Source organism: Cystobacter fuscus DSM 2262 (assembly GCF_000335475.2).
Lineage (GTDB): Bacteria > Myxococcota > Myxococcia > Myxococcales > Myxococcaceae > Cystobacter > Cystobacter fuscus.
Genome location: NZ_ANAH02000006.1, coordinates 163,579 through 189,068 on the forward strand (window position 1 = coordinate 163,579; position 25,490 = coordinate 189,068).

The following is a 25,490-nucleotide window of genomic DNA, read 5'->3' on the forward strand; positions in this document are numbered from 1 at the left end:
GGCCATGCACTCCGCCTTTTGCGTGCTCGCCCTGCTGCTCGCGGCCGGTGAGACCCCGGACCCGAAGCCCGCGTCCGTCGAGGTCCCCGCGCTCGAAGTGGACGTGAACTTCCTCTGTCCGTCCCTCGCCACCCAGAGCCTCCTGCTCACCCCGAAGGCCCAGGCCCAGGTGAAGGTGCCCGAGTCCTGCCCGGACGCCGGAGCCGACTGGCGCTTCACCCTCCACTGTCCCGAGGACACCTGCTCGGGCGTCATCCGGACCGCCCAGGGCGCCATCGCCCTCGTGCAAGGCCCCCGCAAGCAGCTCCAGGTGAAACCCCTGGCCAAGGAGCACGCCCCCACCCTGGACCTCCTGGCGCTGAAGATCACCGGCCAGTACGCCCTGACGATGCCCTCGGCCGAGGAGCACCAGCGACCCGTGCAACTGCTGCTCCAGCACCCCGCCGTCACCGGCGTGTACACGCTCTCTTCCTCGGAGCACATTCCCGTGGTGTTCGAGCTGGGCGGCAAGCGCCTCGTGCTCAACTCCGAGGTGCAGTGGACCGAGGACGAGCGCGTGCACCTGCGGCTGCGGAACACGAAAGGCGCGCTCCTGTTCGACGGGACGCTCGCCTTGAAGGAGCAGCGGGAGCTGGACTGCCAGCGGCTGGACGGCTTCTGCCAGGGCTCGCTGAAGCTCTGGGTGCGCGAGTACCAGGCCCTGCCCATCCAGCCGTAATGCGGCCCGAGGCGGGCCGGCTACTTCGGCCCCTTCTCCTCGGTGAACTCGGCATCCACCTCGGGGCCCGCGCCGCGCTCGATGCGGGGCTGGCGGGGGGCCTGTTGTGGAGGAAAGGGCGGCTCCACCGGGGGCGGCCCGAACGGACCGCCGGGAAAGGGACCCGTCGAGAACGTCGTCACGCGGATGGAGCCGGACGCCATGCGGCGCTCGACGCCCCGGCGCACCCAGCGGGCCACGACGCGGCGCGTGGGCGGCAGAAGCAGGAGCACGCCCAGCACGTCGGACACCACGCCCGGAATCACCAACAGCAGGCCCCCCGCGAGGACGAGCACGCCCCCCAGCAGCCCTTCCTCGGGCACCCGGCGCTGGGCCACGGACTCCTGCCAGCGGCGCAGCACCCGCAGCCCCTCCCTCCGGGCCAACGAGGCACCAATCACCCCCGAGAGCAGCACCAGGGCGAGCATGGGCACGACGCCCACCTCGCGGGCGATGAGCGACAACAGGTACAGCTCCACGAACGGCAGGAGCACGAGCGGTAGGAGGAACCTGGACACCCGCCCAACCTAATGCCCCTGGCCCCCGCACGCCCGTGAAGACGACCGCGCGGCGCTCACTCTCCGTTGAGCTGGCCCCCCATCCAGTTGACCACCAGGTACAGCACGAAGAAGAAGCCCAGCACGGTCAGCACCCACCGGGTGGTCGGCTGGAAGCCCTGGTTCTCCGTCGCCGAGGGCATGGGCATGGCCGAGGCCAGTCCGAGCATCTCACTCGCGTAGCGGGCCGTGCGCTGGTACTGGTCCGCCACTACCTGCGCGTCGTGAGCGGACAGCTCGCGCCCGAGCTGGGGATCGAACAGGCGCACCTCGGCCTCCTTCGCCAGCTCCGCGGCCTGGGACACCACCTCGCGCACCAGGGTGTCCCGGTCCGACAGCGGCACGCGCACCTCGGTGGCCACCCACTGGCCGCCCTCGCGCAGCGGGTGCACCTCCACCGAGCCCTGTTCCAGGTGCCAGGCATGCCCTCCGCCTGGCAGGGCCTTCGCCCCCCGGGCAACCAGGAGCGACTCGAGCCGGGCGCCATCGAAAGGAGTCCCGGGGACCATGGATTGAAGGAGCAGGTCGTATCTCACGCGGGTTGGAGTATACGCGCCTGAAGCCATGCCCAAGCCCCCCTTCGGTCCCCGTCCTGATCGCCGCCCCGGTCCCGCCCCCGCCGGGCGCAAACGCCCCTCGCACCGCCCCGAGCAGGTCGCCCCGGATCGCACCACGCCGGACATCGGGCCGGATGGGCTGCCCCAGGTGTCGCTCGTGCGCCGGGGCGTCGAGCGCTGGCAGGCGGGCCATCCGTGGATCTACCGCGCCGACCTCAACGGCGACCCCGCCCTGGAGGGCGGCGAGGTGGTGCGCGTGGTGGACGGGCGGGGCTGGTTCCTCGGCAAGGCCTTCTATTCCAAGCAGTCGAAGATCTCCCTGCGCTGGCTGTCCTACGAGGACGTGCCGGTGGACACGGACTTCTTCCGCCAGCGCCTGGCCCTCGCGGACGCGATGCGCCAGCGCGCCCTGCCCGGCGAGACCACGTACCGCGTGGTGCACGGCGAGGCGGACCTGTTGCCCGGGCTCGTGGTGGACCGCTACGGCGACTGCCTGAGCGTGCAGTTCCTCACCCCCGGCACCGAGCAGCGCAAGGCCCTGTTCGTGGAGCTGCTCACCGAGCTGTTCAAGCCCCGCGCCATCGTCAACCGCTCGGACGTGGGCGTGCGCGCGCTGGAGGGGCTGCCCCAGGAGAAGGGCGTGCTCACGGGCTCGCTGCCCGGGCCCGTGGCCTATGACGAGGGGCTGGTGCGCGTGCGCGCGGACCTGTTGGAGGGACAGAAGACGGGCTCGTTCCTGGACCAGCGGGAGAACCACGTCATGGCGTCACAGTACGCCTTCGGCGAGGCGCTGGATTGCTTCTCCTACGTGGGCGGCTTCGCGCTGCAACTGGCCACCCGGGCCAAGCATGTCACGGCGGTGGAGATCTCGGACGTGGCGGCGGCCCAGCTGCGCGCGAACGCGGCGGCCAACAAGCTCTCCAACGTGGACGTGGTGGTGGCCAACGCCTTCGACTACCTGCGCGACACGCTGGACGAGGGCAAGCGCTTCGACACCATCGTGTTGGACCCGCCCTCGTTCGCCAAGAACAAGGACGCCATCGCCGGAGCGCTGCGCGGCTACAAGGAGATCAACCTGCGCGCCATCCAGCTCTTGCGGCCGGGCGGCTACCTCATCTCCGCGAGCTGCACGTACCACATCGACGAGCAGGGCTTCGAGGACATGCTGGCCTCGGCGGCGGCGGACGCGAAGCGGCGGGTGCAGATCGTCGAGAAGCGGGGCGCGGGCAAGGATCACCCCGTGTTGTTGAACCTGCGCGAGACGCGCTACCTCAAGTGCTTCGTGCTGCGGGTGCTCTGAGGACTCCATGCGCGGCCGGGACTGGGACGACGAGGGCGGCGAGGAGGGCGACGAGCGGCCCTCGTCCGGGGGCACCCACGAGGAGGAGCGGGCGCTCAAGGAGCTGCGCACCGTCTACCGGCAGGCGGACGCGGCCTACGCCCCCTTCTCCTGCCCGGCCAGTGGCGAGTGCTGCCAGCTCGCCAAGACGCGGCGCCAGCCCTGGCTGTGGTGGCCCGAGTGGCTCTTGCTCGCGCGCCGCCACCCGCTGCCCCCGCCCCGGAAGGACGGAGGCTGTCCCTACCTGGACGCCGAGGGCCGACGCTGCACCGTGTACGCGGACCGGCCCTTCGGCTGCCGCACCTTCTTCTGCGAGCGCATCCGGGGCCCGGCCCGCCAGCCCGCGGACACGGTGACCACCCTGCTGGTGCGCCTGGAGCGCATCTCCCAGCGCCTGATGCCCACGTTGACGGGCCCCCGGGAGCTGCTCGACTGGCACGCGGAGGCCCTCTCCGGAAACGGGCCCGAGGAGGAGGAGCCATGAGCCGTTGGCTCGTCGCTCCGCAGGAGTTCAAGGGCACCCTCACGGCCACCGAGGCCGCCACCGCCCTCGCCGAGGGGCTGCGCCAGGGCGCGCCCGGGGTGGAGCTGGACGTGGCGCCACTCGCGGATGGAGGGCCCGGCACGGTGGACGCGCTCCTCACCGGCGTGGGCGGAGAGCGCGTGGTCCGCACCGTCACCGGCCCCCTCGGCCAGCCCGTACGAGCCACCTATGGCGTGTTGGACGGGGGACGCACCGCCGTCATCGAGATGGCCGCCGCCTCGGGCCTGTCGCTGCTCGCCGCCGGGGAGCGGGACGCGCGGCGCGCCTCCACCACCGGAACGGGCGAGTTGATGCGCGACGCGCTGGAGCGGGGCTGCCAGCGGCTCATCCTCGGCCTCGGGGGAAGCGCCACCACCGATGGAGGCAGCGGGGCACTCACGGCGCTCGGCTGGCGCTTCCTCGACGCGAGCGGCACTCCCCTCCCCCTGGGAGGCGCGGCGCTCCAACGGCTCGCCCGCGTGGACGCGAGCGGCGCCCATCCCCGGCTCGCCGAGGTGGAGTTGCTCGTGGCCACGGACGTCACCTCGCCGCTGTTGGGAGCGGATGGAGCCGCGCGCCTCTTCGGCCCCCAGAAGGGCGCGGACGCAGCGGCCGTGGAGGAGCTGGAAGCGGCCCTGGCCCACTTCGCCGAGGTCCTCTCGCCCGGCCTCGCCCAGACATCGGGAGGCGGCGCGGCGGGAGGGTTCGGCTATGGCCTGGTGGCGCTGGCTCGGGGGAGGATCGTCTCCGGGTACACGCTGGTGGCGCGGACGCTGCGGTTGTCCGAGCGACTCGCCGCCGCACAGGCCGTGCTCACCGGGGAAGGCCGCTTCGACCGGCAGACCGCGCTCGGCAAGGGCCCGGGAGCCCTGGCGAAGGAGGCCCGGGCGCTCGGCCGGCGCACGGTGATGTTCGCGGGCCAGGTCACTCCGGACGCGAGCGCGGAGGGCTCTCCGTTCGACGAGGTCATCGACCTCTCCGCCCGGAAGGACTCGGAGACCTCCGCCGCCGAGTCCTTGCGCCAGGCTGGCGCTCGGTGGGCGGCCCACCACGCCCGGACCCCCTGAGTCCCGTCCCCGTCTTCAGGGGGTGTAGCGCACCGTTCGCGAGACCCAGGACGTGCCGCCGCGGCCATCGCGAACCACCACCCAGAAGCGGACCTCCTGAGCCTGGGCGTCTCGCGGCGGCTGCCACTCCACGCGGTGCCGCCCCTCGCCGCCGCCCGGATCCGCGCCTCCCGTCTCGTCAGGAGAGATGGCCCCCAGCGTGGTGTGCCACGAGAGCTGCCAGGACTCGACCAGGGGCACCGGCTTCAGCTCGAACGAGCGCACCACATAGGGCTCCTCCAGGGCGGAGAAGTCCGGCGCTTCGAGCTGGAAGGGACCCAGCCCGGACAGCTCGCGCGGCACGTCCGCCACCCAGGGCTCGCCCTCCAACAGCGGATCCGGCAGCACCGGCTGCACGTTGGGCTTCATCTCCGGGAAGAACGCGCAGTCGTACACCATCAACTTGCTGGCGAAGATGCGCTCGTCCCCGCCGCGCACCTCGAGCACCAGGGGCAGGCGCACACCGCCCAATCCCCTGTACGTGTCCTCCTCGAGCACCCGCTGTATCAGGGGAGTGCCGTCCGGGAGGATGGCCGCGCCCGGACCCGGAAACAGGGTCAGTTCCAGCGCACCGCCCCGGGTGACGCCGCGCTTGAGCTCCACGCGGTCCTCCTCGCAGGTGTCATCGTTCTGCGAGGAGCAGGCGGCGAGGACGTATTCCAGCTCGCGGCCGTCTCCCGCCGGGTCGGGGATGAGCGCGGTGAGTCGCACCGGACGCGCGAGCGTGGAGGCGAGCACCGCCGGATCCGTGGAGCAGGTGGGGAAGTAGAGCTCGGGCGGATCCATCTGGATCGCGAGCACGCGCAGATCCTTCACGCTCGAGGGAACGTCCTGCTCCTCGAGACAGGCGGAGCAGAGCAACAAGCCCAGGAGGGCGGACAGGTGGCGCATGACTCAGAAGCTCCCCTTGACGCCGATGATCGGGAGGATCGGGATGCCAGGCACCTCGAACTGCTCCCGGTAACGGTAGTCGTAGAAGGTCGCCTCCACGTTGGAGGCGTTGTAGACGTTCTGCACATCGATGTAGGCGTTGAGCGTCCAGCGCTGGAAGACCCAATTCTTGTCCAACCGCAGATCGAGCTGTTGGAAGGGTTTGAAGCGCGCGGAGTCCGTCTCCCCATAGGAGCCGTAGTAGCGATTGCGGTCCACGTCGTAGCGGTCGAACAGGTGCTGCAACGGCGTGGTGGGCCGGCCGGTGACGTAGCGCATGCGCGCTCCCAGCTCGAGGCCCCACCACGGCAGCCGGTAGCTGGCCACCGCCGTGAGGATGTGCGTCTGATCGAAGGTGGTCAGCCGGTACTCATCCCCTCCCGCTCGCCGCTGCTCGGAGCGGTTGAGGGTGTAGGCCAGCCAGCCGAAGAAGTCGCGCGTCACGGCGTGCCGCAACAGCACCTCCATGCCGTACGCGCGCCCGAGTCCCTGATTGGAATACGGGTAGCGGGTGAGCGAACCATCCGCGTTCTGCACCGTGTTGCCCGGCGAGACGACCAGGTCATAGCGCCGGTTGAAATAACCCGTGACGTCCACGCTGATGATGTCGGTGAGCTGCTGCTCCACGCCCAGGCTCGTCTGGAAGGCCCGCTCGTGCAGCAGGTTGGGATTGCCCAGCGGCGCGGGATCCAGGTTGAAGGCCTCGGGCGCCTGGCTGTACAGACCCACACTGCCCTTGAGGGCCGTCTTCTCCGTGGGCTGGAAGCGCACCCACAGCCGGGGATCGAACGCGGAGCGGCTCTGTCCGTAGACGCGCGCGGCGGAGGCGCGCAACCCGGGCGTCAGCGTCACCGGGCCCGCCTTGACGTCCAGCTCCGCGTAGAGCGCGCCATCGAAGGAATTGGCCGTGCGCTTGATGGGCTGTGGTTCCGAGCGCGGCTCGGCGCCGGGAAAGGGGGGGAACTGGATGCCGCCAATGACGGGGATCTGCCCCTCGCCCACCAGGTGCTCGAACAGCACGTCCGCACCAGCCCGCGCGGTGAGCCACGGCGTCACCTCCAGCGCCAGGTCCTCGCGCAACCCGAGCGACCAGACGTTCGCGTCGAGGAAGATCTCCCCGAAGGCGAACCTGCCCAGGTCGTACCCCGCGAACGGGGTGAGCACGGAGGTGAAGTTGCCCTTGCGGTACGTCCAGTCGCCCTTGAGCCGGTGGAAGAGCGTGCGCGTGTCCACGGTGATGTCGCGGTTGCGGCCACCACCCGTGGCCACCACCGTCAGCAGATCGTCCGAGCCAAAGGCCATCACATAGCCCGAGTGGCGCCCCCCCACTCCGGGCTCGCTCCCGCGCTTGGCGCCGAAGTCCATGCGCACCTGGTAGTCCCAGTAGCGCGGCAGCACGAGCAGCGAGCCCCCCTGGGGATCCTTGGGCAACACGAGCGGCAGGAGCGCGTCCACGTAGGAGCGCCGCGCCGCGCCGGAGATGGAGATGCCCTCGGTGATGGGAGACTCCAGGAAGAAGCCCGAGTCCAGCAGGTCCACCTTCACCGAGCCGTGCAGCGTGTCGGTGGAGCCCTTGCGCGTGGCCACGTCCACCGCGCCGCCCACTGCCCGGCCGTAGCGCGCGCCAAAGCCGCCCGGGTAGAAGTCGATCCGATCGATGAACTCGGAGTTGAGCACCGAGGGCCCACCGCCCAGGTGGAAGAGGATGGGCACCTCGACACCATCGAAGAAGGTGAGCGTCTGATCGGGCGCGGCGCCGCGCACCAGGAGTTGGCCGAGGCCGAACGGGGTGCGCGCCACGCCCGGCAGGTTCTGGATGACGCGGATGGGGTCTCCGAAGCTGCCCGGCACCTTCTGCAACTCCTGGCGCTCCAGGGTGCGGCGCACCACTTCCTTCTTCTCGCGCGCGCCACGCACCACCGTCTCGAAGCCCGGCGCCTTGGGCATCAGGTAGAAGATGACCTCCGTCGTCTCCGAGGGGGCGAGCGTCTCCTTGGTGGTGAAGAGGTGGTACTCGCTGGCCACCACGCGCACGTCACACTCGCCGGGCGTCACCTTGAGGGTGAAACGGCCCTCGGCGTCCGACATGGCCTCGGGCGCCTCCGGATCGTCCCCACAGCGCACCGTGGCCCCCTCCACGCGCGTGCGGCTGCCCCGGGCCAACAATTGCCCCGTGAGGGTCGCCTCGGGAGGAGGAGGCGGCGGCGCGGACTCCTCCACCTTGGGCGGCTGGAGGACGAAGTTGTAGACGTACTGCACCTGGATGGGGGCGGGCACCCCGTCCACCTCGGCCGGGGAGAACTGGAACTGGCGCACCGCCTCGAGCGCCGCCTCGTCGAAGCCCTCCCCCACGGGGCGGGTGACCTGCGCGTCGGACACGGCGCCCTGCGCGTCGATGGTGATGACCATCTCCACCGAGGCCGTCTTGCCGGCCGCGGCGGCCTCGGGCGGGTAGACGGCCTCCACGGAGCGGACGAGCTCGGGAGGCTTGGTGAGCACGGGAGTGTGGACGCCCGCGTCCACCTCCTCGCGACGAGCCCCGTCATAGGCCTGCGCCTGGACGGTGGTGGACAACAGGAGGACGGCGAGCAGCGACCAGGGAGCGAAGCGAGAAGAGGTCACGGGGGGCGCATTTAATGAGGAGACCCCCCCGGTGAACAGCGATTCTATTGAAACACGCCCCCACGTGGCCGCCAGAGCACATAACCGTGTTCGAGCAGCCAGTCCTGCGTGACGATTCCCTCGATGCGCTCGGCCAGACCCAGGACGGACTGACGGAAGGCCTCCGGGGGCTCCAGGGGGCCCGTCGCGCGCGCTTGCGCCCAGGCCTCCGTCCATTGCGCGAAGAAGGCGTGGATGGGCTCCCCGGGCTTCACCCGGCGGCGGAAGTCGCGGGGCAACCAGTCCCGGAAGAGCACGGGGGCGAAGCCGCGGCTGAAGTCGGTGTGGAACAGCAGGGCCTCGCGCGCCAGCCCCTCGGGCACGCGCCGCAGCAGGTGCGCGACCAGCACCGCGCCGGACGTGTCCGTGCTGCCCTCGACGAGCAGCCCACCCTCGAGCAGCACCTGTCCCAGGGTGTGGTGGATGCCGGGGACGTCCTCGGGGCGGTAGCCGCGCAGCAGGTTCATGGCGCGGATGAGGCGCACCGTCTCACCGGGCCGCAGGGGCAGGGAGAAGCCGCCCTGCCGGAAGTCGGTGAGGGCATCCGCGTACTCCTGGGCGGCGGCCACGCGGTGGGCTTCCAGCTCCACACCCACCACGGGGAGTTCCGGGTGGATGTCCCGGAAGGCGCGGGCGCTGTCGAGCGTGGTCCACGGATGCTCGCCGAAGCCCACGTCCACGAAGGCGGCGTGGGCCCAGGCGTCCTCCCGGCGGGCGAGCAGCGCGCTCTCCTCGTGGAGCAGGTACGCGTCGAGCCCCTGAAGACGTCCGGGGGCGGTGCGTCCTCGCGTCTTGCGGTCCGGGGAGGTCATGAGCCAGGGAGGGGACTATACTTCGGCCATGTCCGCCACGACCGTTCCCGATCCGCGGATGGAGCAGATGTCCGCCCCCGCCTCGCTCGGGCAGCGGGTGGAGTGCCTGCGGTGGGTTCCCCCGGAGCGAGCCTTCACCTGGGAGCACGAGGTCGTCCCCGACGCCAACGTGGACCTGCTGCTGGAGCTGACACCCGAGCGCTGCCGGGCCGTCCTGTATGGCCCGGTGACCCGGCCCCTGCACGTGGCGACGCACGCGGGCCGGGGCTACCTGATGGTGCACTTCCACCCGGGTGCCATGCCTCGGCTCGTGGACGCCAGCCCCGCCGAGCTGGTCAACGAGGCGGTGGAGTTGCGGCACGTCGGTGGGCTGTCCCTCGATGAACTCGGCGAGCGCCTGCTGTCCGCGGGCTCCCTGGGGCCCATGAGTGAAGTGCTCACGCCCCTGCTGGAACGGACCGCCTGCCCTTCGGGAGACAGCTTCGACCGGGCGCTGCGCCACCTGCTCTCCCGACCGGAGGCTCCACGCCCGGGTGCCCTGGCGAAGGCCCTGAACCTCAGTCCTCGCACCCTGCAACGCGCCTTCAAGGAGCGCGTGGGCTTCTCTCCGGGGACCTACGCGCGCATCGCGCGGCTCCAGCAAGCGTACGGCCTGCTGAGAGCGAGCGCGAGCGGCTCCCTCTCGGACGTGGCGTACCGCTGTGGCTACGCGGACCACGCGCACATGACGAGGGAGTTCCGGGATCTGACGGGCCGCCCTCCGAGCGCGTTCCGCCTTCCGGGCTGAAGCGGCTCACGCGTGTCGCATTCGTTCAAGCGCGAGCGGGGCCTCCCTCCGTAGCGTGTACGCCATGACGACACAGCCACTACGAGTCATCGAGTGCCAGGGAACGCCCCGGCAAATCGGCCAGCAATGGGGAGAGGCGTGCCGGGAGAGCCTGCGCGCCTCGGCCGAGACCTTCTTCTCCGCCCTGTCTCAGGGCCCCTCGCGCACCTCGCGACAGGACGCGGTGCGGATGGCGCTGCAACTGGAGGCCAACGTGCGCGCCTTCGAGCCGGAGGCGTTGGAGCTCATCCGCGGCCAGGCCGAGGGCGCCGGGATGCCCTATGAGGAAGCATTCGCGCTCCAGTGCATGCTGGAGCTGGCCGTGCACTGCTCACAGCTCGGAGGCATGTGCACCTCGGTGGCGCTCACGGGCGAGGCGACCGCGGATGGCCAGGCGCTCCTCGGACAGACGATCGACTGGAGCCCTGACGCCCGGGTGGACCTGCTGCGCATCCGCCATGCGGACGGACGCGAGCAACTGTCGCTGTGCCTGTCCGGCTCGCCCTACTACCACCTCAACAGTGACGGGGTGGGCAACTGCGCCAACCTCACGCTGGTGGCACCCCGGCCCTGCCCTTCCCTGCTGCCGCTGTCCGTGTACATCCCCCGGGCAATGCGCCAGCCGAGTCTCTCGGCGGCGATGGAGGTGCTCGTCTCGGCGGCGAGAGGCATTGGCTACTACCACCTGGCGGATGCACAGGGGCGCGTGGTGGGCATTGAAAGCACATACGACGATCACGTCCTGCTGCGGCCCGAGCGGGGAGTCATCGTCCACGCCAATCACTATCAATCCGAGCGCTTCCGGGAGCAGGACTTCACGCACCTGGTGTCGCCGTGCACGTTCGGGCGCAAGGCACGCATCGAGGAGTTGGTGGCCCAGGGGCATGGCCGTCACACCCCGGAGTCGGTGATGCGAATGCTGACGGACCACGGCACGCCCGGAGGCCGGCTGTGCCTGCATGACGCACCGCCCGCGGCCAACGCGATGCCGCTGGAGACGAAGGCCACGGTGGTGATGGCCCCGGCTCGCCGGACGATGTGGGTAGCGGCAGGGCCTGGGTGCCGCGAGCCATTCACCGAGTTCCGCCTGTGAAGGCAGGCTCCCACCGACCTGGACTCAGCCCGCCACCCGGACTTCATCCGCCGCGGGAGACCACCACCCCGAGCTGTCAGGAGAAGAAAACACCCACGCATCCAAGGCCTCGATGCTCCCGGGGTGCCCGCCTTCCGTGCGGCGGAGCGCGTCCGCGAGCGCCGCCATGCACTTCCATTCCCGCTCGCCGAACGTGTGGCTACGAATGACACTGGGGATGGGCTCGTCGTTCTCCACGAGCCCCCACCGAGCCCGCTCCCTCTCCAGGGCAGTCCCCCGCAGCAGCATGAGGGGAAAAGCCTTGAGCGTCGGCACGCCCCGCTGGAGGCAGAAGTCGATCGTCTCCCGGAAGGATTCCAGCGTCTGCTCGGGCAGGCCGAAGATGATGGAGACCTCGAAGCGAATGTGGCGCTCGTGGAGTTCGCGGAGCCCCTGACGCACCTTCGCCATGTCGTTCACCCGCTCCACCGCACGGGCCTCCCGCTCGTGGATGGTCTGCAACCCGAATTCCAGCCGCACGTCGAGCCCCTGGCAGGCATCCAGGAACTCCTCGTCCAGGGTCGAGAAATGGCACTGCAGCGATAGCCGCCCGCCATAACCGAGCCTCCGCAGCGTCCTCAACACCGCCAGGGCGTGCGCCCCCAGGTTGAAGAGGGGATCCAGCACGGCGATGTCGTCCACTCCCGAGCGAACGAACAATTCCATCTCGCGTTCCAGTCGTGCCAGGGGGATGTCCCGGCGCCGCAGGCGACTGCCCGCCTCCCGGTGCTGGCAGAACGAGCACCGGAAGGGGCACCCCCGCTGCGTCTCCCACCGGATGAACCGTTGCCCGGCGGAAAGTTCGATGACGCCTTCCAGGAAGGGAGAGGACAGCGACTCCAGTTGCGCTCGCGCCTGAACGCCGGAATCGACCTGCCCTGCCCAGTGGACCCCCATGAAACGGATGCGCTCGAACGTTGCCGCGAGTGCCACCAACGCCTCCTCGCCATACCCTCGGATGAAGGCATCCGCCTCGGGGTAGAGTTGCTCGAGCCCCGACCCCGCGTAGGAAATCTGCGGTCCCCCCAGGATGATGCGCCCCTGGAAGCCCTTATGGCGGAGTGCCGACAACAGCCGCTTCACCACCGGGTCGTTCCAGACATAGACGCCAAATCCCACATCCACCTGCTCGGGAGCAGCACCTTGGGCACTCTCGAGGATGTCTCTCAGGATGCGATCCTCGTCGAAGCCCGCGCGATTGATGGCGAAGGAGAACGCCCGCGTATCCACCCCCGCGCTTCGCAGCGCCGCGACGAGGGAAGCATGCCCCAGCGGCAAGCGCGGATCCTTGTCCCGCGTCCAATCGATGGAGACCAGGATGACACGCCGGGGAGAGGAAATGGAGGGCTCGACCTTGGATGGATGCGCGGACATGAACCCCCCGGAAGCCGCCTGACCGGAATGGTCCCAAGCGGCACGACCTGCTCCCAGCCCCTTCCAACGGGATGGGAACGAAATCATTCAACCCCATCTTCTTCCGCCATTGCCACTGCCGGGGGGCGATCGTCCAACGCTGGCCCTACAGAGGAAGCCGTTGGAGCTGCTCGATGAGGGCCGGAGAGGGCGGCTCCTCATCCGCGACAGGCTGCTGGTCCTGCACGATGGACATCGGCGAGGGCGGTGTGTCGTGCGGCGAAACGTTCTTGACCACACTGTGGGAGAGAGAGAACGGGAGTAAGATGTTCGCCCAGTCGTTGTGGTCGGAGAGCACCTCGAAGACGTTGTCCCGATTGAGGTCGAAGGTAGGCGTATTGATGAAGCCGTTGTTGTCGTAGTCAATAGACGTGGCTCCTGGGCGACACATCCCAGCCGATTCACTCACGGCATTCTCGTCGATGCTACTGCCGGTACCATCCGAGTAATCCATGACAAAACCATTACTCAGCGGTGAGTCCACCAGATCATCTGCCGCACCGTACCCCTTGAGCCGCCATTGCAAGTAATAACGGTCGCCCGCGGAGCTTCCAGCAATCTGGCCCAATCCACTGAGCTGATACATGTAATTCATGACGCTCAGGTAGTTGGGCTTGTAGTTGGCATCCACGTTTCCGCCATGTCTCAGGCCGAGATTGTGACCGAGTTCATGCATCAGGGTGGCTGCCTGGTAGTTGATGAGCACATTGCGCTGTGCCGCCGTGTCCGTGCTCAATTTGAACGCGCCGAGTGTCACCAGGAGATCGTTACCAAGGCGCTCGGCGATGCCACTGATGCCCGCACTGCCGTTCAAACTCTGGGTGCTCCCGAAAACGCAGTAATGGAAGGCCGAACGGCGGGCGACGTCCATGTTCGCCGACTTGAGTTCGTAGACGCTGGCCGCCTCGCCCCCGGCACGGGTCATGTTGATGTTGGCGGAGAAAGGCACTTCCGGGCTGCCTTGGCCGAGGTTGTATTTCGCCGGGTCGAAACTCGCGCTGAAACGCGTGCCCACATCGAGATGGACCTGAATGCCGCGCCCGGCGAAGACCGCGACGAGCTTATCCAGGGCATCCTTCTGAGGAAGGATGCCCGGATTGGTGGACTGCATGTGGTCCACCTCGATGAAGATGTCCCGCTGCGCGGTGCGCGCCCCCATGGCGTACAGGTCCAGACCCGCGAAGCGACCGCCCTCCACCTCGGCGGAGTCGGGAATCCCGTCCACGTCATCGTCCACGGCATTCGCGGGCACGTCATTGGGTCCCGCCGGGGTCGAGAACGGCCGCGAGGACCAGTCGCTCGCGCTGTTGGTGTCGTTGGCACCCGGCATGCGCGCGAAAGAAAACGACGAGGAGCCATCCGTCGGCACTGCGGCCACATTCGTGTTACCCGTCCACGCGCCCTCCGTCAGGGGAACCTGGGTACTGGTGCCGAAGCGGATGAAGTCGACCGTCTCACCGAGGTCGCTCCGGACCAGCTCGATGAAGGTGCTACCCGCCCAGAGGGGGACCGTGGCCGGCTCCGCCTTCAGCCAGATCATCTGATTCGAGTCGAAGTTCTCCCAGGCGGAGAGCTTGCCTGCGACGATGATGTACGCGCCCGGAGCGAGGGAGCGAGAGGGCAGCGGAAACAGCATGATGTCCTTGAACACCCAGGTACTCGAACTCGTGTCGAACCCCCGGGCACGCAGCGCATAGTCCGCGAGTTGGATGGACTCGTCAGTGTCGTTGCGCAGTTCGAGCCATCCAGGCCGATTACTGACAGTGGCCGAACTCACCTCCGTGATGGACAGGGGCACCGGCATCACCTGCACGCTCTTCGACTCGGACCTCGTGGGATTGGCGACAGAAGTGGCCTGCACCGTGGCGGTCAGGGCTGTGGCGGTCCTCGGCGCGGTGTAGCGCGCGAAGCTCATGTTGGGACGCGAGGCATCGGCGGGGAGTGCCTCCAACACGCCACCGTCCGACACCAGTTTCCACTCGACCTTGGAGTCGAACGGCGCGGTCCCCGAAACCGTGGCCGAGAACACCACGGAATTGCCGGCGTAGAGCTGAGGTCGGGCGACCGAGACTTCAACCGCGGTGATGATGGGAGCCTTGAGAACAAGCGTGATGGAGTCGGCCTTTCTGCCATCAGACATGGACGTAGCCGTGACCGTCACCTGCGTGTCCACCATGATGGTAGCGGGCGCCGTGTAGATGACCTGCGAGCCGGTGGTGGCCGAGAGAGAGCCTTCCCCCTGCATGCTCCAGCTCACCTCGGGGCTGAAGGGTCCGGTGCCCGTCACCAAGGCATCGAGTGCCACGCTCTCCTTCTCGGACAATTCAGTTTCCGCCGCCGTCACCTGCACCGCGGTAATACGAGGCGCCTTGAGCGTGAGGGTCGTGGAAGCTGAACGAGCGGGTGTCTGCACGGAAGTAGCGGTGACGGTGACTGGAGTGTCCGCGCTCACCACGTCGGGCGCCATGTAGATGACCTGAGGGCCGGTGGTGGCCGAGAGCGTACCGCCCCCCTGTACGCTCCATTTCACTTCGGAACTGAAGGGACCCGTGCCAGTCACCGAAGCATCGAGCGCCACCGTCTCCTTCGCGAACAACTCGGCGCCGGAGGGGTTCACCGTGACCGCCGTCACCTCGGGCACATTGATCTTGAGAGAGACAGAACCCGCCTTGCTTCCGTCAACCGTGGACGTAGCGGTAACCGTCACCTGCGTATCCACCATGACACTGGCGGGCGCCGTGTAAACGACGCGAGCGCCCATGGTGGCCGAGAGCGTGCCGCCCCCTTGCACGCTCCACTTCACCTCGGAATTGAAGGGACCCGTGCCAATCACCAAGGCATCAAGTGCCGCGCTCTCGTTGGCGAACAACTCGCTGTCCGCCGCCGTCACCTGCACGGAGATGATGTGGGGCGCCTTGAGCGTAAGGGTCTTGGAAGCGGAGCGAGCGGGCGCCTGCACGGAGGTGGCGGTGACGATGACTGGAGTGTCCGTGCCCACCACGTCCGGCGCCGTGTAGATAACCTGAGAGCCGGTAGTGGCCGAGAGCGAGCCGCCCCCTTGCACGCTCCATTTCACTTCGGAGCTGAAGGAACCCGTGCCAGTCACCGAGGCGTCGAGCGCCACGCTCTCCCTGGCAAACAACTCGCTGTCCGCTGCCGTCACCTGCACGGCTGTGATCCCAGGCCCCATGAGGATAAGGGTCGTGGAGGCGAAACGAGCGGGCGTCTGCACGGAGGTCGCGGTGACCGTGACCTGCGTCTCCGCGCTCACCACATCAGGCGCAGTATAGGTGACTTGCTCACCGGTGTTCGCGGAGAGCGAGCCACCGCCCTGCACGCTCCAGCTGATCTCGGGGTCGAAGGGCCCAATGCCATAGACCGAGGCTTTGAGCTTCGTCGTTCCTCCGGGAAGGAGTTGACTGACTTCGCTGGTGACTTGAACCTCGGTCACCTTCGGATCGAGCACGTCGCAGCCACTCAACACGAGTACGAAGAAAAAGGCCGCTCCCAACAGCTTCACCATGAATGCGCTCCCTGAAGCCCTCACCGTGAAGTCACGGCTTCGCCGTGTTCAAGAACGGATGTCAGGCAAAGCGGACATTAGAGGAAGCCAAGCGGTGCAAGCAACGAGGGGTCCTGCACGGGGAGGGGAGCTACCCCATGTTCGGGGCAACTTGGAAGCGGTGCACGGCACGCCGGGCACCGCTTCCAGTTCCCCCTCCTCGATGAGCCGCTTCACCTCACGGTAGAAGTGGCCCGGCTCACACGAGAGGGGGCCATGGCGCTACCGGAAGCACCCGTTCAATGAATGTTCCAGAGGAGGTCCGGCGAGGGCGGCTCCTCATCCACGACAGGCTGCTGGTCTTGCACGACGGAAATCGGCTCGAACGGTGTGTCGTGCGACGCGATGTTCCTGACCACGCTGTGGGAAAGAGAGAACGGGAGCACGATGCTCGCCCAGTCGTTGTGATCGTAGAGCACCTCGAACAGACTGTCTCGATTGACATCAAAGGTGGTCGTACTGATGAAGCCGCTGTTGTCATAGTCGATGGACGTGGCCCCTGGGCGGCACATTCCGGCCGATTCGTTCAAGGCGGTCTCGTTGATGACGCCACCAGAGCCATCCGAGTAATCCAAGACGAACGTGCTGCTCAGCGGAGAGTCGACCAGGTCATCAAGCCCATCGTATCCCTTCATCCTATTGCGGAGGTAATACCGGTCGCCCGCCCCACTTCCAGAGATCGGGCCCAAGCCCTCGAGCTCGTACAGTGGGTTCATGACGCTCAGGTAATTGGGCTTGTAGTTGGTATCCACGTTGCCGCCATGACGAAGGCCGAGGTTATGGCCGAGTTCATGCATGAAGACGGCGGCCTGGTAGTTGATGATCTGGTTGCGCTGCGCCGCCGAGTCCGTGCTCAACTTGAACGCGCTCAGCGACACCAGGAAATCGTTACCGAGGCGCTCGGCCACGCCACTGTTGCCCGTGGCGGTGCCACTTACAGTCTGGGTGCTGCCGAAAACACAGTAGTGAAAAGCCGCACGGCGGGCGAAGTCCATGTGCGCCGACTTGAGTTCGTAGACGCTGGCCGCCTCCCCCCCGGCTCGCGTCATGTTGATACTGGAGGCGAAGGGCACCTCCGGAAGGCCTTGACCCAGGTTGTACTTCGCCGGGTTGAAGCTCGCGCTGAAACGCGTGCCCACATCGATATGAACCTGGATGCCCCTCCTGGCGAAGACCGCGACGACCTTATCCAGGGCTTCCTTCTGAGGAAGGATGATGGGGTTGGTGGACTGCATGTGGTCCACCTCGATGAAGAGGTCGCGCTGCGCGGTGCGTGCGCCCATGGCGTACAGGTCCAGACCCGCGAAACGGCCGCCCGCCACCTCGGCGGAGTCGGGAATACCGTCCGAGTCATCGTCCACGGCACCCGCGGGCACATCGTTGGGGCCCGCCGGCGTCGAGAACGCCCGCGAGGACCAGTCGCCCGAGCCGTTGGTGTCGTTGGCACCCGTCACGCGCACGAAAGAAAGCGACGAGGAGCCATCCCCCGGCAGAGCGGGCACATTCGAAGTGCCGGTCCACGCCCCCTCCGACAGGGGCGCCTGGGTGCTGTTGCCGAAGCGGACGAAGTCGACCGTCTCGCCGATGTCGCTCCGGACCAACTCGATGAAGGTAGCCCCCGACCAGAGCGGAACCAGGGCCGGCTCCTCCCTCAGCCAGATCATCTGATTCGACTCGAAGTTCTCCCAGGGGAAGGCCTTGCCCGAGACGACGACGTACGCGCCCGGAGCGAGGAGGCGCGAGGGCAGCGGAAACAGCATGACGTCCTTGGGCACCCAGGCGCTCGTACTCGTGTCGAACCCCCGGGCACGGAGCGCATAGTCCGCGAGTTGGATGGGCGCGCTGGTGAGGTTGCGCAGCTCGAGCCATCCGGGCCGGTTGCTGCCAGTGCCCGAGCTCACCTCCGTGATGGCCAGAGGAACCGGCAGCACCTGCACGCTCTTCGAATTGAACTTGGTGGAGTCGTAGACCGAGGTGGCCTGCAGCGTGACGGACAGGGCACTGGCGATCCTCGGCGCGGTGTAGCGCACGAAACGCATGCTGGGACGCGAGGCGTCGATGGGGAGCGGCTCCAACGCGCCACTTCCAGACACCAGCTTCCATTCGACCTTGGAGCCGAAAGGCGCCGCCCCCACGAGCGTGGCCGAGAACACCACGGTATTGCCCGCGTAGATCTGGGAGCGGGCGGCCGAGAGCTCAACCGCGGAGACGAACGGAGCCCTGAGCACGAGGGTCACGGAGCCGGCCTTGGAACCATCGGCCACGGACGTCGCGGTGACCGTCACCTGCGTGTCCGCCCCGATGGCATCGGGCGCCGCGTAGATGATCTGCGAGCCGGTGGTGGCCGAGAGCGAGCCGGCCCCCTCCACGCTCCAGGTCACCTCGGAGCTGTAGGGGCCGGCACCCGTCACCGAGGCGTCGATTGCCACGCTCTCCTTCTCGACCAGCTCCGTGCGCGCCGCCGTCACCTGCACGGCGGTGATGAGCGGAGCCTTGAGCGTGAGCGTCGTGGAAGCGGAGCGAGAGGGCATCTGCACGGAGGTCGCGGTCACGGTGACGCGGGTGTCGGTGCTCACCACGTCGGGCGCCGTGTAGACAACCTGCGAGCCGGTGGTGGCCGAGAGCGAGCCTTCCCCCTCCACGCTCCAGGTCACCTCGGAGCTGAAGGAACTGATGCCCGTCACCGAGGCCTCGAGTGCCACGGTGTCCTTGGCGAACAACTCGCTGCGCGCCGCCGTCACCTGCACGCCGGTGACGCTGGGAGCCGCATTGAGGGTCAGGGTCGCGGAAGCCGAACGAGCAGGCGTCTGCTTGGAGGTCGCGGTGACCGTGACCTGCATGTCCTCGCTCACCGCGTCAGGCGCGGTATAGGTGACTGTCTCACCGGTGGTGGCCGAGAGCGAGCCGACCCCCTCCGGGCTCACGCTCCAGGTCACCTCGGGATCGAAGGGACCCTCGCCAAGGACCGAGGCCGTGAGGGACGTCTCCTCATTGGGAAGGAGTTGCTTGGCTTCGCTGGTGACTTGAACCCCGGTCACCTTCGAACAACCGCTCAACACGAGTGCGACGAACAAAACCGCCCCTAGCGACTTCACCATGAATTCTCCCTCTGCGGCCACACCGCCCCCAGGAGGCACGGCCTCGCCGTCTCCAAAACGGGGTGTCTGACGAGGAAGACACTAGATGAAGGCAGGCAAGGCAAGCAACGAAGCGGCATCCAGACGTCATGCGCCAGGGGCAAAACGCACCAATAAACCGTCAACACCTACTCTTCTTCTTGGTCTTGCTTCCCTTGAATTGAAGGCTGAACCCATCCAGGGTGATGGCATTGCCGTAAAAGTTCACCATGCCGGTTTTTCACGCGGAAACACCACCTGCTCGCCCAGCGAGCCAGCAGAATGCCGCGAAGATGCAAGGCATTGCCCATCGTCGAAAATCAGACGTTCGCTTGCACCTCGACCCAGTCATGGACAACCCGGAGTTCGAAGTGCCAGAGCCCGCGGCCGTGGTGCGGCGACTTCAGGCGGGATGCGTTCCGCCCTTGCGCCCACGCGTCGGCGCCGCCGGGCTCGCCGCGCGGAAGCGGTAGAGCGCGGCGGGCTTGGAGGCGGTGCGCCGCACGCCGGGCGCCGCTTCCAGCACTCCATCCTCGATGAGCCGCTTCACCTTGCGGCGGAAGTTGCCCGGATCCTGCGGCTCGCCCTTCACCGCGGAGAACACCGCGCGCAGCTCCGGAATGGAGAAGCGCTCGGGCACCAGCGAGAACGCCAGCGACGAGGTGTCCAGCTTCTCGCGCATCCGCGCCAGCGCCACCCGGAGGATGTCCTCATGGTCGAACGCCAGGGTGCTGGCGTCCAGCCGCTCCACCGCCTCCCAGCGCGCCTCCGCCGCGTCTCCCCCCGCCCTCACCCGCCGCGCCAGCTCGGGCCGCACCAGGGCGTAGTACGCCACCGACACCACCCGCATGCGCGGATCCCTCCCCGGCCGGCCGAACGTGGCGAACTGCTCCAGCAGCACGTCGCGCGACTCCAGCCCCGTCTCCTCGTGCAGCTCGCGCACCGCCGCCACGTCCAGGTCCTCGCCCTGGTCCTCCTCGCCATCGCCCACGCGCAGGATGCCTCCCGGCAGCGCCAGCTTCCCCTCGAAGGGAGGCTCGCCCCGGCGGATGAGCAGCACGTGCAGCGCCCCCTCCACCAGCGTGAGGACGACCAGGTCCACCGCCACCGCCGGACGCGCATAGGGCGCCAGCGACTGGCGCGCCCGCTGGACCTCGGGCGACCTCACCCCTGGATCGGGTCGGTGGTGCGCACCACCTTCATCCCCGCCTCCTGCAACGCGCGCATCGCCTCGTTCGCCACGCGCGGGAAGTCCAACCCCGGCGGCAGCGGATCCAACGGCGGCGCGGGCACCGGGCTCATCGCGTCCTCCAGGATGTGGATGCGCCCCATCTTCGAGCGGTCCGTCTCCTCGATGCGCCGCTTGAGATCCATCAGCGTCGACAGCACGCAGTGCGACTTGGCCTGGCCGAACACATACACCCGGTCGAACGTGAGCAGATGGTCGAAGAGCGCCTGGTCGAACCGGCCCACCGTGCGCCCCGACACCTCCGTCACCTCGGGCGAGAACACCGAGTAATTCTCCGTGAGCGCCTCCTCGCCCTTCTGGATGATGTGCGTGGGCGTGTCGCGCGCCAGCGCGTGGAAGAGGCTCGCCTCCATCATCGCCGGCAAGAGCGCGTGGCTCAGGCCTCCGAGCAGCGCGTGGTAGGGCCACACCGTGAGCACGTAGCGGCCCGTGGCCTCCAGGCGCTCGCAGTAGGCCAGGCTCTCCTCGGGATGCCGCGTGGCGCGCCACCGGCCCGAGCGCACGTCCGCCGGGGTGATGACGGTGAGGGGCGGAGGCGGCTGGCCGTCCGGACCCTGCCACCACCCGGGGTGGAAGATCTGGAAGGCGCGGTGGGTGTCCATGGAGAACACCAGCCCGGTGATGCGCTCCAGGTTGCGGTACAGCCAGCGCAGGGTGCGCTGGGAGTCCTCCACCGCGCCCGGCACGAAGAGGCTCGCCTCGGGCTGGCAGAAGGCCACCTGCGCGTCGATGCCGAACGCGGCGATGCGCACCCGGTCCTCACGCGCGGGGCGCACCCCGTGCTCCCGGGCGTAGCGGCGCGCCTCGTCCGTCACCCGCGCGGCGCGCTCCAGGTACAGCGAGCCCACGTGGGCATCGTCATAGAACGACGGAAGAGGCAGGGACATGGCGTTCTCCAGGAAACGTCACGAGGGAATCGGGAAACCGCGGGGGAAGTGCCGCTGGCGCAGCTCGTCCACCAGCGCCTGCGTGGCCGGGGTGTACGCGACGCGCTGCTCGCCGCCGACGGGCGCCGCGGTGTCCGACGGCGCGCCGGAGAGCAGCTCATAGCCCTCGGGCGCGGGCTCGCCCTCCTGGCCGATGAGCCCGACGGGGCCCGAGCCGCCGCGGCGCCGGAAAACGACCGGCGAGCCCGGAATGCTCTGCTTGCCCTCGGCCAGCTCGTTGCCGAACTTCATCGTCGGCGCGTGGCCCGTGCGCGCCAGCTTGTACACCGCCGCCACCCGGTCGCGCGTGAAGGGGCTCGCCATGGTGCGCGCCACGATGAACCCACCGTACCCGTAGAACTGCTGCGAGGGCGCCCAGCCGAACTCGCGGCGCAGCGCCTCGAACTCGCGCGTGGCCTGCGCGTCCAGACCGTCCTCGAGGATGAGCACCGGCTTGATGCCCTCCGCCTTCGCGCGCGACACCGCCTGGGTGTACTGCTTCTTCTTGTCCCCGGAGTCGAAGCGGATGGAGTCCCCCGCGTCCGGCTCCTCGTGGATGATGCGGAAGGCCGTGGGCAGGCCCGAGCCCAGGGTGTCATACGTGTCCAAGAGGAAGCTGGAGCGCTCGGGACGCCGCTCGCGGATGGCGCGGAAGGCCGCCTCGTCCTGGCCGTAGCGCTGCACGTGCTCGTGGCCCATGGTGCCCACGGGAATCATCCCCAGCTTCTTCGCCAGGTACACGTTGCTCGTGCGCATGACCCCGGCCTCGCGGCAGGCGCGCACGGCGATCTCGTGCTGTTGCAGACACGTCGCCGCGCGCAGCCCCACCTCGAAGATGCGGCTCGGGTCGCCCACCGCCTCCACCAGATCCTTCACCACCGCCAGCACCCGCGCGTGGTAGCCCTCGGAGTCCACGGTGATGGGCACGGCGGGCACGCCCACCGCGTCCAGCGTCTCCAGGGCGATGCGCTTCTCCTCCTCGCACGACAACACGGCCAGCGCCCGGGTCAGCGCCTCGCGATCCGCCAGCGCCTGCGTGGCCACCTGGATGCGGAAGTTGAGTTGCAGGAGCAGCGGCTCCAGCCACGACACCAGGGCGGAGCTGCCCGTGAGGGTGAAGACCGGCTCGCGCGCGTAGAAGCGCGCGCCACGCGGCAGGGCCCGGATGATGAGCCGCTGCTTGCGGATGGCCGCCTTGAAGCCCGCCCCCATCTCGTAGCTGTTGCGGGCCAGGTAGGCATAGTCCTCTTCCGTGGGCTCCGGCAGCAGGGCGCGCACATGGGCCTCGACGTCCACCGGCACCACCTGCTGCCCTCCCTTGCGGTGCGAGTAGTAGAACGTCTCCTGACGCAGCGGCCAGCCAGCCTCCGCCATGCTGAACTTGTAGCCGTCCGTCGCGAGCAGCGGACTTCCCATGGTGTGCCTCCTGGTCGCGCACTCTAATGGGCCGAGAAAAAGTCCTCAATACTCTTTCTCGGGGACTGGAACTCCGCCCGCTGCCCACCCGAACGGCAGTCACCACCTGATGACAACAGACACCAGGGAACGGATGTTCGCTGTCACCGTGTCAGCCCGGAACCCGGGTGCGAATGCGCCTTTGCTCGAAGTGCCAGTCCTTGGCTAGCGTGGACGGCGGACAGTGGCATGCCCACTGCAACTTCCCCGCGGCATCGCTGACGCCCAAGTCTCCCGAGTCGGCTCTCCCCTTTCGCGCCATCCCCCGGAGTCACCCATGGCCATTCCCCCCAGCATCGGCAAACCCGGCCTCGCCACGCTCGTGCGGACCACCCAGGAGCAGGGAAAGATGATGGGCAAGATCGCCGAGGGCGTGAAGAGCGGCGCCGTCACGCCCAAGGAGGCGAAGAAGCTGCTCGAGGGCCAGCAGAAGCTGTCCGCGTCCGTGGAGTCCGCCCTGGCCGACGGAGAGATCTCCGCGGACGAGGAGCTCGGCCTGCTCGCGCAGAGCCAGGACAACCACAAGAACATCAAGGCGGCCTACGAGAACACCACCCAGGACACCTTCGCTTCCGAGTCGGTGAGCGCCCCGGGGCAGGTCCGCCAGATTGGCGCCATCGCCGAGGGCATCCGCCAGGGCACCATCGACCCACGCGAGGCGCAGAAGCTCCTCGAGGGGCAGATCGCGCTCCTCAAGGCCCGCGCCGAGTCCACCACCCCCGAGGACCTGGCCTTCATGGACATGTCCGAGGAGCTGCAGGGCCTGGAGATCGAACTGGCGAAGCTGCGCAATCTCACCGTCGGCTGACCGCCCCGCCGCGCGCACCGGGCGCCTGGAGCCGCGAGGACTCCAGCGCCCTGATACGTCGCGAAGGCGCGGGACTCAGCGCTTGGCGCGGCCGCGCGGCCTGGCCGCCGGGGGCTGGCCGAACACGCGCTGGTAGTCCTTCATGCTGCGGTTGATGACCTCGTGGGCCTCGGCGCTGTCGTACATCTCGACGATCTCCACCGAGCGCTTGGCCTGGCTGGGCAGCTGCTTGTACGTCAGGAAGTAGTGCTTGAGCCGCTCCACGAGCGCGTTGGGCAGCTGCGCCACGTGCTGGAAGGTCCCGTAGACCAGGTCCGACTCCAGCACGGCGATGATCTTGTCGTCGGCCTCGTTGCCGTCGACCATGCGAAAGCCCCCCACCGGCACGGCGCGCACCAGCAGCGCTCCCGCGGGGATGACCTTCTCCGTCAACACGCAGATGTCGAGCGGGTCCCCATCTCCCTTGATGTCCTTGTGGCCGGTGCGGTCCGCGCAGCGCTTGGCGACCAGCTCGTCACAGTAGGTCCGGGGGATGAACCCATAGAGCGTGGGGCACTGGCTGGAGAAGCGCTGAGGCCGGTCCAGCCTCAGGATGCCCGCCTCCTTGTCGAGCTCGTACTTCACCGTGTCGGTGGGGACGATCTCGATGTACGCGGTGACGCTCTCCGGAGCGTTCTCACCGGGGGAAATGCCATGCCAGGGATGAGCCTGGAAGGTGTGGGTCGGCGGATTCTTTGTGGCCATGTCACTCAACGAATTCGTGGGCGGGAAACAACAGCACGTCCGAAATGGACGCCACGCCCAACATCAACATCAGGATACGATCCAGCCCCACGGCGATACCCGCCGAGGGCGGCATCCGCCCTACCGCGTCCAGGAAGCGCTCGTCCAGCGGATAGACGGCCCGGCCCGTGTTCCGCCGGAATTCCTGCTCCTCCAACAGTCGGGCACGCTGCTCCCGCGCATCCGTCAGCTCGGAGAAGCCGTTGGCCAGCTCCAACCCCCGGGCGTAGAGCTCCGTGCGCTCGGCCACCGCGGGCTCCCCGGGCTTGAGCCGCGCCAGCGAGGCCATGGACGCGGGGTACTCGGTGAGGAAGGTGGGACGCTCCTGCCCCAGGCCCCCCTCCACCCGCTGCAGGAAGAGGTGGAAGAAGACATCGTCGTACAGGACGGAGTCCCCGGTGCGCACCCCGGCCGCCTCCGCCGCGCGCTTGAGCGAGGGCCCGTCCGGGCAGGCGCGCAAGTCCACGCCCGTGGCCCGGAGCACCGCGTCCCGCACGGACACCCGCTCGTAGGGCGTCCGGGTGAAGAACCCATCCCCTCCCACCGCGCCATCCGCCTCCGCCAGCGCCCCCTCCAGGTCCGCCATGATGGAGTGGTAGTCCGCCTGGGGCCGGTAGAACTCCAGCAGGGTGAACTCGGGGTTGTGCGTGCGCGACACCTCGCCGTTGCGGAACACCTTGCAGATCTGGAACAGCGGACCCGAGCCGTCGGCGAGCAGCCGCTTCATGGCGTACTCGGGACTGGTGTGCAGGTAGAGCGAGCGGCGCCGGCCCACGTCCGTCTCGGGGACGAAGGGGGTCTCGAAGGCGGTGATGTGGGGCTCCATCCCGGGCGTCGGGACGAGCAGGGGCGTGTCCACCTCCAGGTAGTCACGCTGGGTGAAGAACCGGCGAAGGGCGCCGTAGAGGGCCTGCCGGGCGGCGGCCGAGCGCCACTGCACTGAATTGGGCATGAGCGGCGCAGAAGTTACATTGCGCC

Annotated in this window: 20 protein-coding genes; 7 read left to right on the plus strand and 13 right to left on the minus strand. The window is 68.4% G+C overall.

Annotated elements, in window-relative coordinates; all coding sequences use genetic code 11:
- The first annotated feature begins 4 nt into the window (after positions 1 to 4).
- A complete protein-coding gene (locus D187_RS11000; RefSeq protein ID WP_002626975.1) occupies positions 5 to 718 on the plus strand; it encodes a hypothetical protein in 714 nt (237 codons plus the stop codon).
- A gap of 20 nt (positions 719 to 738) precedes the next feature.
- On the opposite strand, the gene D187_RS11005 is transcribed toward D187_RS11000, so the two are convergent.
- Positions 739 to 1,275, minus strand: coding sequence for an FxsA family protein (locus tag D187_RS11005; protein WP_002626974.1), 537 nt, complete (start codon positions 1,273 to 1,275; stop codon positions 739 to 741).
- A 56-nt stretch (positions 1,276 to 1,331) separates the two neighbouring features.
- The gene (locus D187_RS11010) at positions 1,332 to 1,880 is read right to left on the minus strand and encodes a hypothetical protein (protein ID WP_155893307.1); all 549 of its coding nucleotides are present in this window, start codon (positions 1,878 to 1,880) and stop codon (positions 1,332 to 1,334) included.
- On the opposite strand from D187_RS11010, the gene D187_RS11015 reads away from it, so the two are divergent.
- From D187_RS11015 to D187_RS11025, 3 genes are read left to right on the plus strand one after another with little or no spacing between them, the layout of a single operon-like run.
- Positions 1,879 to 3,171 carry a class I SAM-dependent rRNA methyltransferase gene (locus D187_RS11015; protein ID WP_002626972.1) on the plus strand — a complete coding sequence of 431 codons (1,293 nt, stop codon included), beginning with the start codon at positions 1,879 to 1,881 and terminating at the stop codon, positions 3,169 to 3,171. The genes D187_RS11010 and D187_RS11015 overlap by 2 nt on opposite strands.
- A gap of 7 nt (positions 3,172 to 3,178) precedes the next feature.
- Complete coding sequence (locus D187_RS11020; RefSeq protein WP_002626971.1) at positions 3,179 to 3,694, plus strand: YkgJ family cysteine cluster protein; 516 nt, start codon at positions 3,179 to 3,181, stop codon at positions 3,692 to 3,694.
- A complete protein-coding gene (locus D187_RS11025; protein ID WP_002626970.1) occupies positions 3,691 to 4,800 on the plus strand; it encodes a glycerate kinase in 1,110 nt (369 codons plus the stop codon). Before D187_RS11020 ends, D187_RS11025 begins: the two co-directional genes overlap by 4 nt.
- 15 nt (positions 4,801 to 4,815) lie before the next feature.
- Here D187_RS11025 and D187_RS11030 read toward each other — a convergent pair whose 3' ends face one another.
- From D187_RS11030 to D187_RS11040, 3 genes are read right to left on the minus strand one after another with little or no spacing between them, the layout of a single operon-like run.
- On the minus strand, positions 4,816 to 5,730 hold the full coding sequence (locus D187_RS11030) for a hypothetical protein (protein WP_002626969.1): 915 nt from the start codon (positions 5,728 to 5,730) through the stop codon (positions 4,816 to 4,818).
- A 3-nt stretch (positions 5,731 to 5,733) separates the two neighbouring features.
- Positions 5,734 to 8,391 carry a TonB family protein gene (locus tag D187_RS11035; protein ID WP_002626968.1) on the minus strand — a complete coding sequence of 886 codons (2,658 nt, stop codon included), beginning with the start codon at positions 8,389 to 8,391 and terminating at the stop codon, positions 5,734 to 5,736.
- Between the two features lie 44 nt (positions 8,392 to 8,435).
- Entirely contained in the window at positions 8,436 to 9,242 is an 807-nt protein-coding gene (locus D187_RS11040; RefSeq protein ID WP_002626967.1) for a hypothetical protein, read from the minus strand.
- Between the two features lie 28 nt (positions 9,243 to 9,270).
- On the opposite strand from D187_RS11040, the gene D187_RS49780 reads away from it, so the two are divergent.
- Both D187_RS49780 and D187_RS11050 read left to right on the plus strand, forming a co-directional pair.
- Positions 9,271 to 10,029 (plus strand): AraC family transcriptional regulator, encoded by a 759-nt coding sequence (locus D187_RS49780; RefSeq protein ID WP_002626966.1) that lies wholly within the window; start codon positions 9,271 to 9,273, stop codon positions 10,027 to 10,029.
- 64 nt (positions 10,030 to 10,093) lie between these two features.
- On the plus strand, positions 10,094 to 11,161 hold the full coding sequence (locus D187_RS11050) for a C45 family autoproteolytic acyltransferase/hydrolase (RefSeq protein WP_043429297.1): 1,068 nt from the start codon (positions 10,094 to 10,096) through the stop codon (positions 11,159 to 11,161).
- Positions 11,162 to 11,185: 24 nt separating this feature from the next.
- On the opposite strand, the gene D187_RS11055 is transcribed toward D187_RS11050, so the two are convergent.
- The 6 genes from D187_RS11055 to D187_RS11080 all read right to left on the minus strand — a co-directional run bounded on the left by D187_RS11055 (position 11,186) and on the right by D187_RS11080 (position 22,882).
- The gene (locus D187_RS11055; protein ID WP_002626964.1) at positions 11,186 to 12,574 is read right to left on the minus strand and encodes a B12-binding domain-containing radical SAM protein; all 1,389 of its coding nucleotides are present in this window, start codon (positions 12,572 to 12,574) and stop codon (positions 11,186 to 11,188) included.
- A 145-nt stretch (positions 12,575 to 12,719) separates the two neighbouring features.
- A complete protein-coding gene (locus D187_RS49785) occupies positions 12,720 to 16,136 on the minus strand; it encodes a hypothetical protein (protein WP_002626963.1) in 3,417 nt (1,138 codons plus the stop codon).
- Positions 16,137 to 16,414: 278 nt separating this feature from the next.
- A complete protein-coding gene (locus D187_RS11065; RefSeq protein ID WP_076606141.1) occupies positions 16,415 to 19,273 on the minus strand; it encodes a hypothetical protein in 2,859 nt (952 codons plus the stop codon).
- A gap of 421 nt (positions 19,274 to 19,694) precedes the next feature.
- Complete coding sequence (locus D187_RS11070) at positions 19,695 to 20,459, minus strand: NUDIX hydrolase (protein ID WP_002626961.1); 765 nt, start codon at positions 20,457 to 20,459, stop codon at positions 19,695 to 19,697.
- On the minus strand, positions 20,456 to 21,427 hold the full coding sequence (locus D187_RS11075) for a cysteine hydrolase family protein (RefSeq protein WP_002626960.1): 972 nt from the start codon (positions 21,425 to 21,427) through the stop codon (positions 20,456 to 20,458). The genes D187_RS11070 and D187_RS11075 overlap by 4 nt, the downstream gene beginning before the upstream one ends.
- A gap of 18 nt (positions 21,428 to 21,445) precedes the next feature.
- Complete coding sequence (locus tag D187_RS11080; RefSeq protein ID WP_002626959.1) at positions 21,446 to 22,882, minus strand: nicotinate phosphoribosyltransferase; 1,437 nt, start codon at positions 22,880 to 22,882, stop codon at positions 21,446 to 21,448.
- A 316-nt stretch (positions 22,883 to 23,198) separates the two neighbouring features.
- Here D187_RS11080 and D187_RS11085 point away from each other — a divergent pair, with 316 nt between their 5' ends.
- A complete protein-coding gene (locus D187_RS11085; protein WP_002626958.1) occupies positions 23,199 to 23,729 on the plus strand; it encodes a hypothetical protein in 531 nt (176 codons plus the stop codon).
- A 75-nt stretch (positions 23,730 to 23,804) separates the two neighbouring features.
- Here the strand turns inward: D187_RS11085 and D187_RS11090 are convergent, their stop codons facing one another.
- Together D187_RS11090 and epmA are read right to left on the minus strand one after the other, a co-directional pair.
- Complete coding sequence (locus D187_RS11090; protein ID WP_002626957.1) at positions 23,805 to 24,473, minus strand: inorganic pyrophosphatase; 669 nt, start codon at positions 24,471 to 24,473, stop codon at positions 23,805 to 23,807.
- Between the two features lies 1 nt (position 24,474).
- Positions 24,475 to 25,464 (minus strand): EF-P lysine aminoacylase EpmA, encoded by a 990-nt coding sequence (gene epmA, locus D187_RS11095; RefSeq protein ID WP_002626956.1) that lies wholly within the window; start codon positions 25,462 to 25,464, stop codon positions 24,475 to 24,477.
- Between the last annotated feature and the right edge of the window lie 26 nt (positions 25,465 to 25,490).

Coding starts and splice junctions, on each gene's coding strand:
- D187_RS11000 (WP_002626975.1), top strand. CDS start 5: ATGCACTCCGCCTTTTGCGTGCTCGCCCTGCTGCTCGCGGCCGGTGAG.
- D187_RS11015 (WP_002626972.1), top strand. CDS start 1,879: ATGCCCAAGCCCCCCTTCGGTCCCCGTCCTGATCGCCGCCCCGGTCCC.
- D187_RS11010 (WP_155893307.1), bottom strand. CDS start 1,880: ATGGCTTCAGGCGCGTATACTCCAACCCGCGTGAGATACGACCTGCTC.
- D187_RS11020 (WP_002626971.1), top strand. CDS start 3,179: ATGCGCGGCCGGGACTGGGACGACGAGGGCGGCGAGGAGGGCGACGAG.
- D187_RS11025 (WP_002626970.1), top strand. CDS start 3,691: ATGAGCCGTTGGCTCGTCGCTCCGCAGGAGTTCAAGGGCACCCTCACG.
- D187_RS11030 (WP_002626969.1), bottom strand. CDS start 5,730: ATGCGCCACCTGTCCGCCCTCCTGGGCTTGTTGCTCTGCTCCGCCTGT.
- D187_RS11040 (WP_002626967.1), bottom strand. CDS start 9,242: ATGACCTCCCCGGACCGCAAGACGCGAGGACGCACCGCCCCCGGACGT.
- D187_RS49780 (WP_002626966.1), top strand. CDS start 9,271: ATGTCCGCCACGACCGTTCCCGATCCGCGGATGGAGCAGATGTCCGCC.
- D187_RS11050 (WP_043429297.1), top strand. CDS start 10,094: ATGACGACACAGCCACTACGAGTCATCGAGTGCCAGGGAACGCCCCGG.
- D187_RS11055 (WP_002626964.1), bottom strand. CDS start 12,574: ATGTCCGCGCATCCATCCAAGGTCGAGCCCTCCATTTCCTCTCCCCGG.
- D187_RS49785 (WP_002626963.1), bottom strand. CDS start 16,136: ATGGTGAAGCTGTTGGGAGCGGCCTTTTTCTTCGTACTCGTGTTGAGT.
- D187_RS11065 (WP_076606141.1), bottom strand. CDS start 19,273: ATGGTGAAGTCGCTAGGGGCGGTTTTGTTCGTCGCACTCGTGTTGAGC.
- D187_RS11075 (WP_002626960.1), bottom strand. CDS start 21,427: ATGTCCCTGCCTCTTCCGTCGTTCTATGACGATGCCCACGTGGGCTCG.
- D187_RS11080 (WP_002626959.1), bottom strand. CDS start 22,882: ATGGGAAGTCCGCTGCTCGCGACGGACGGCTACAAGTTCAGCATGGCG.
- D187_RS11085 (WP_002626958.1), top strand. CDS start 23,199: ATGGCCATTCCCCCCAGCATCGGCAAACCCGGCCTCGCCACGCTCGTG.
- D187_RS11090 (WP_002626957.1), bottom strand. CDS start 24,473: ATGGCCACAAAGAATCCGCCGACCCACACCTTCCAGGCTCATCCCTGG.
- epmA (WP_002626956.1), bottom strand. CDS start 25,464: ATGCCCAATTCAGTGCAGTGGCGCTCGGCCGCCGCCCGGCAGGCCCTC.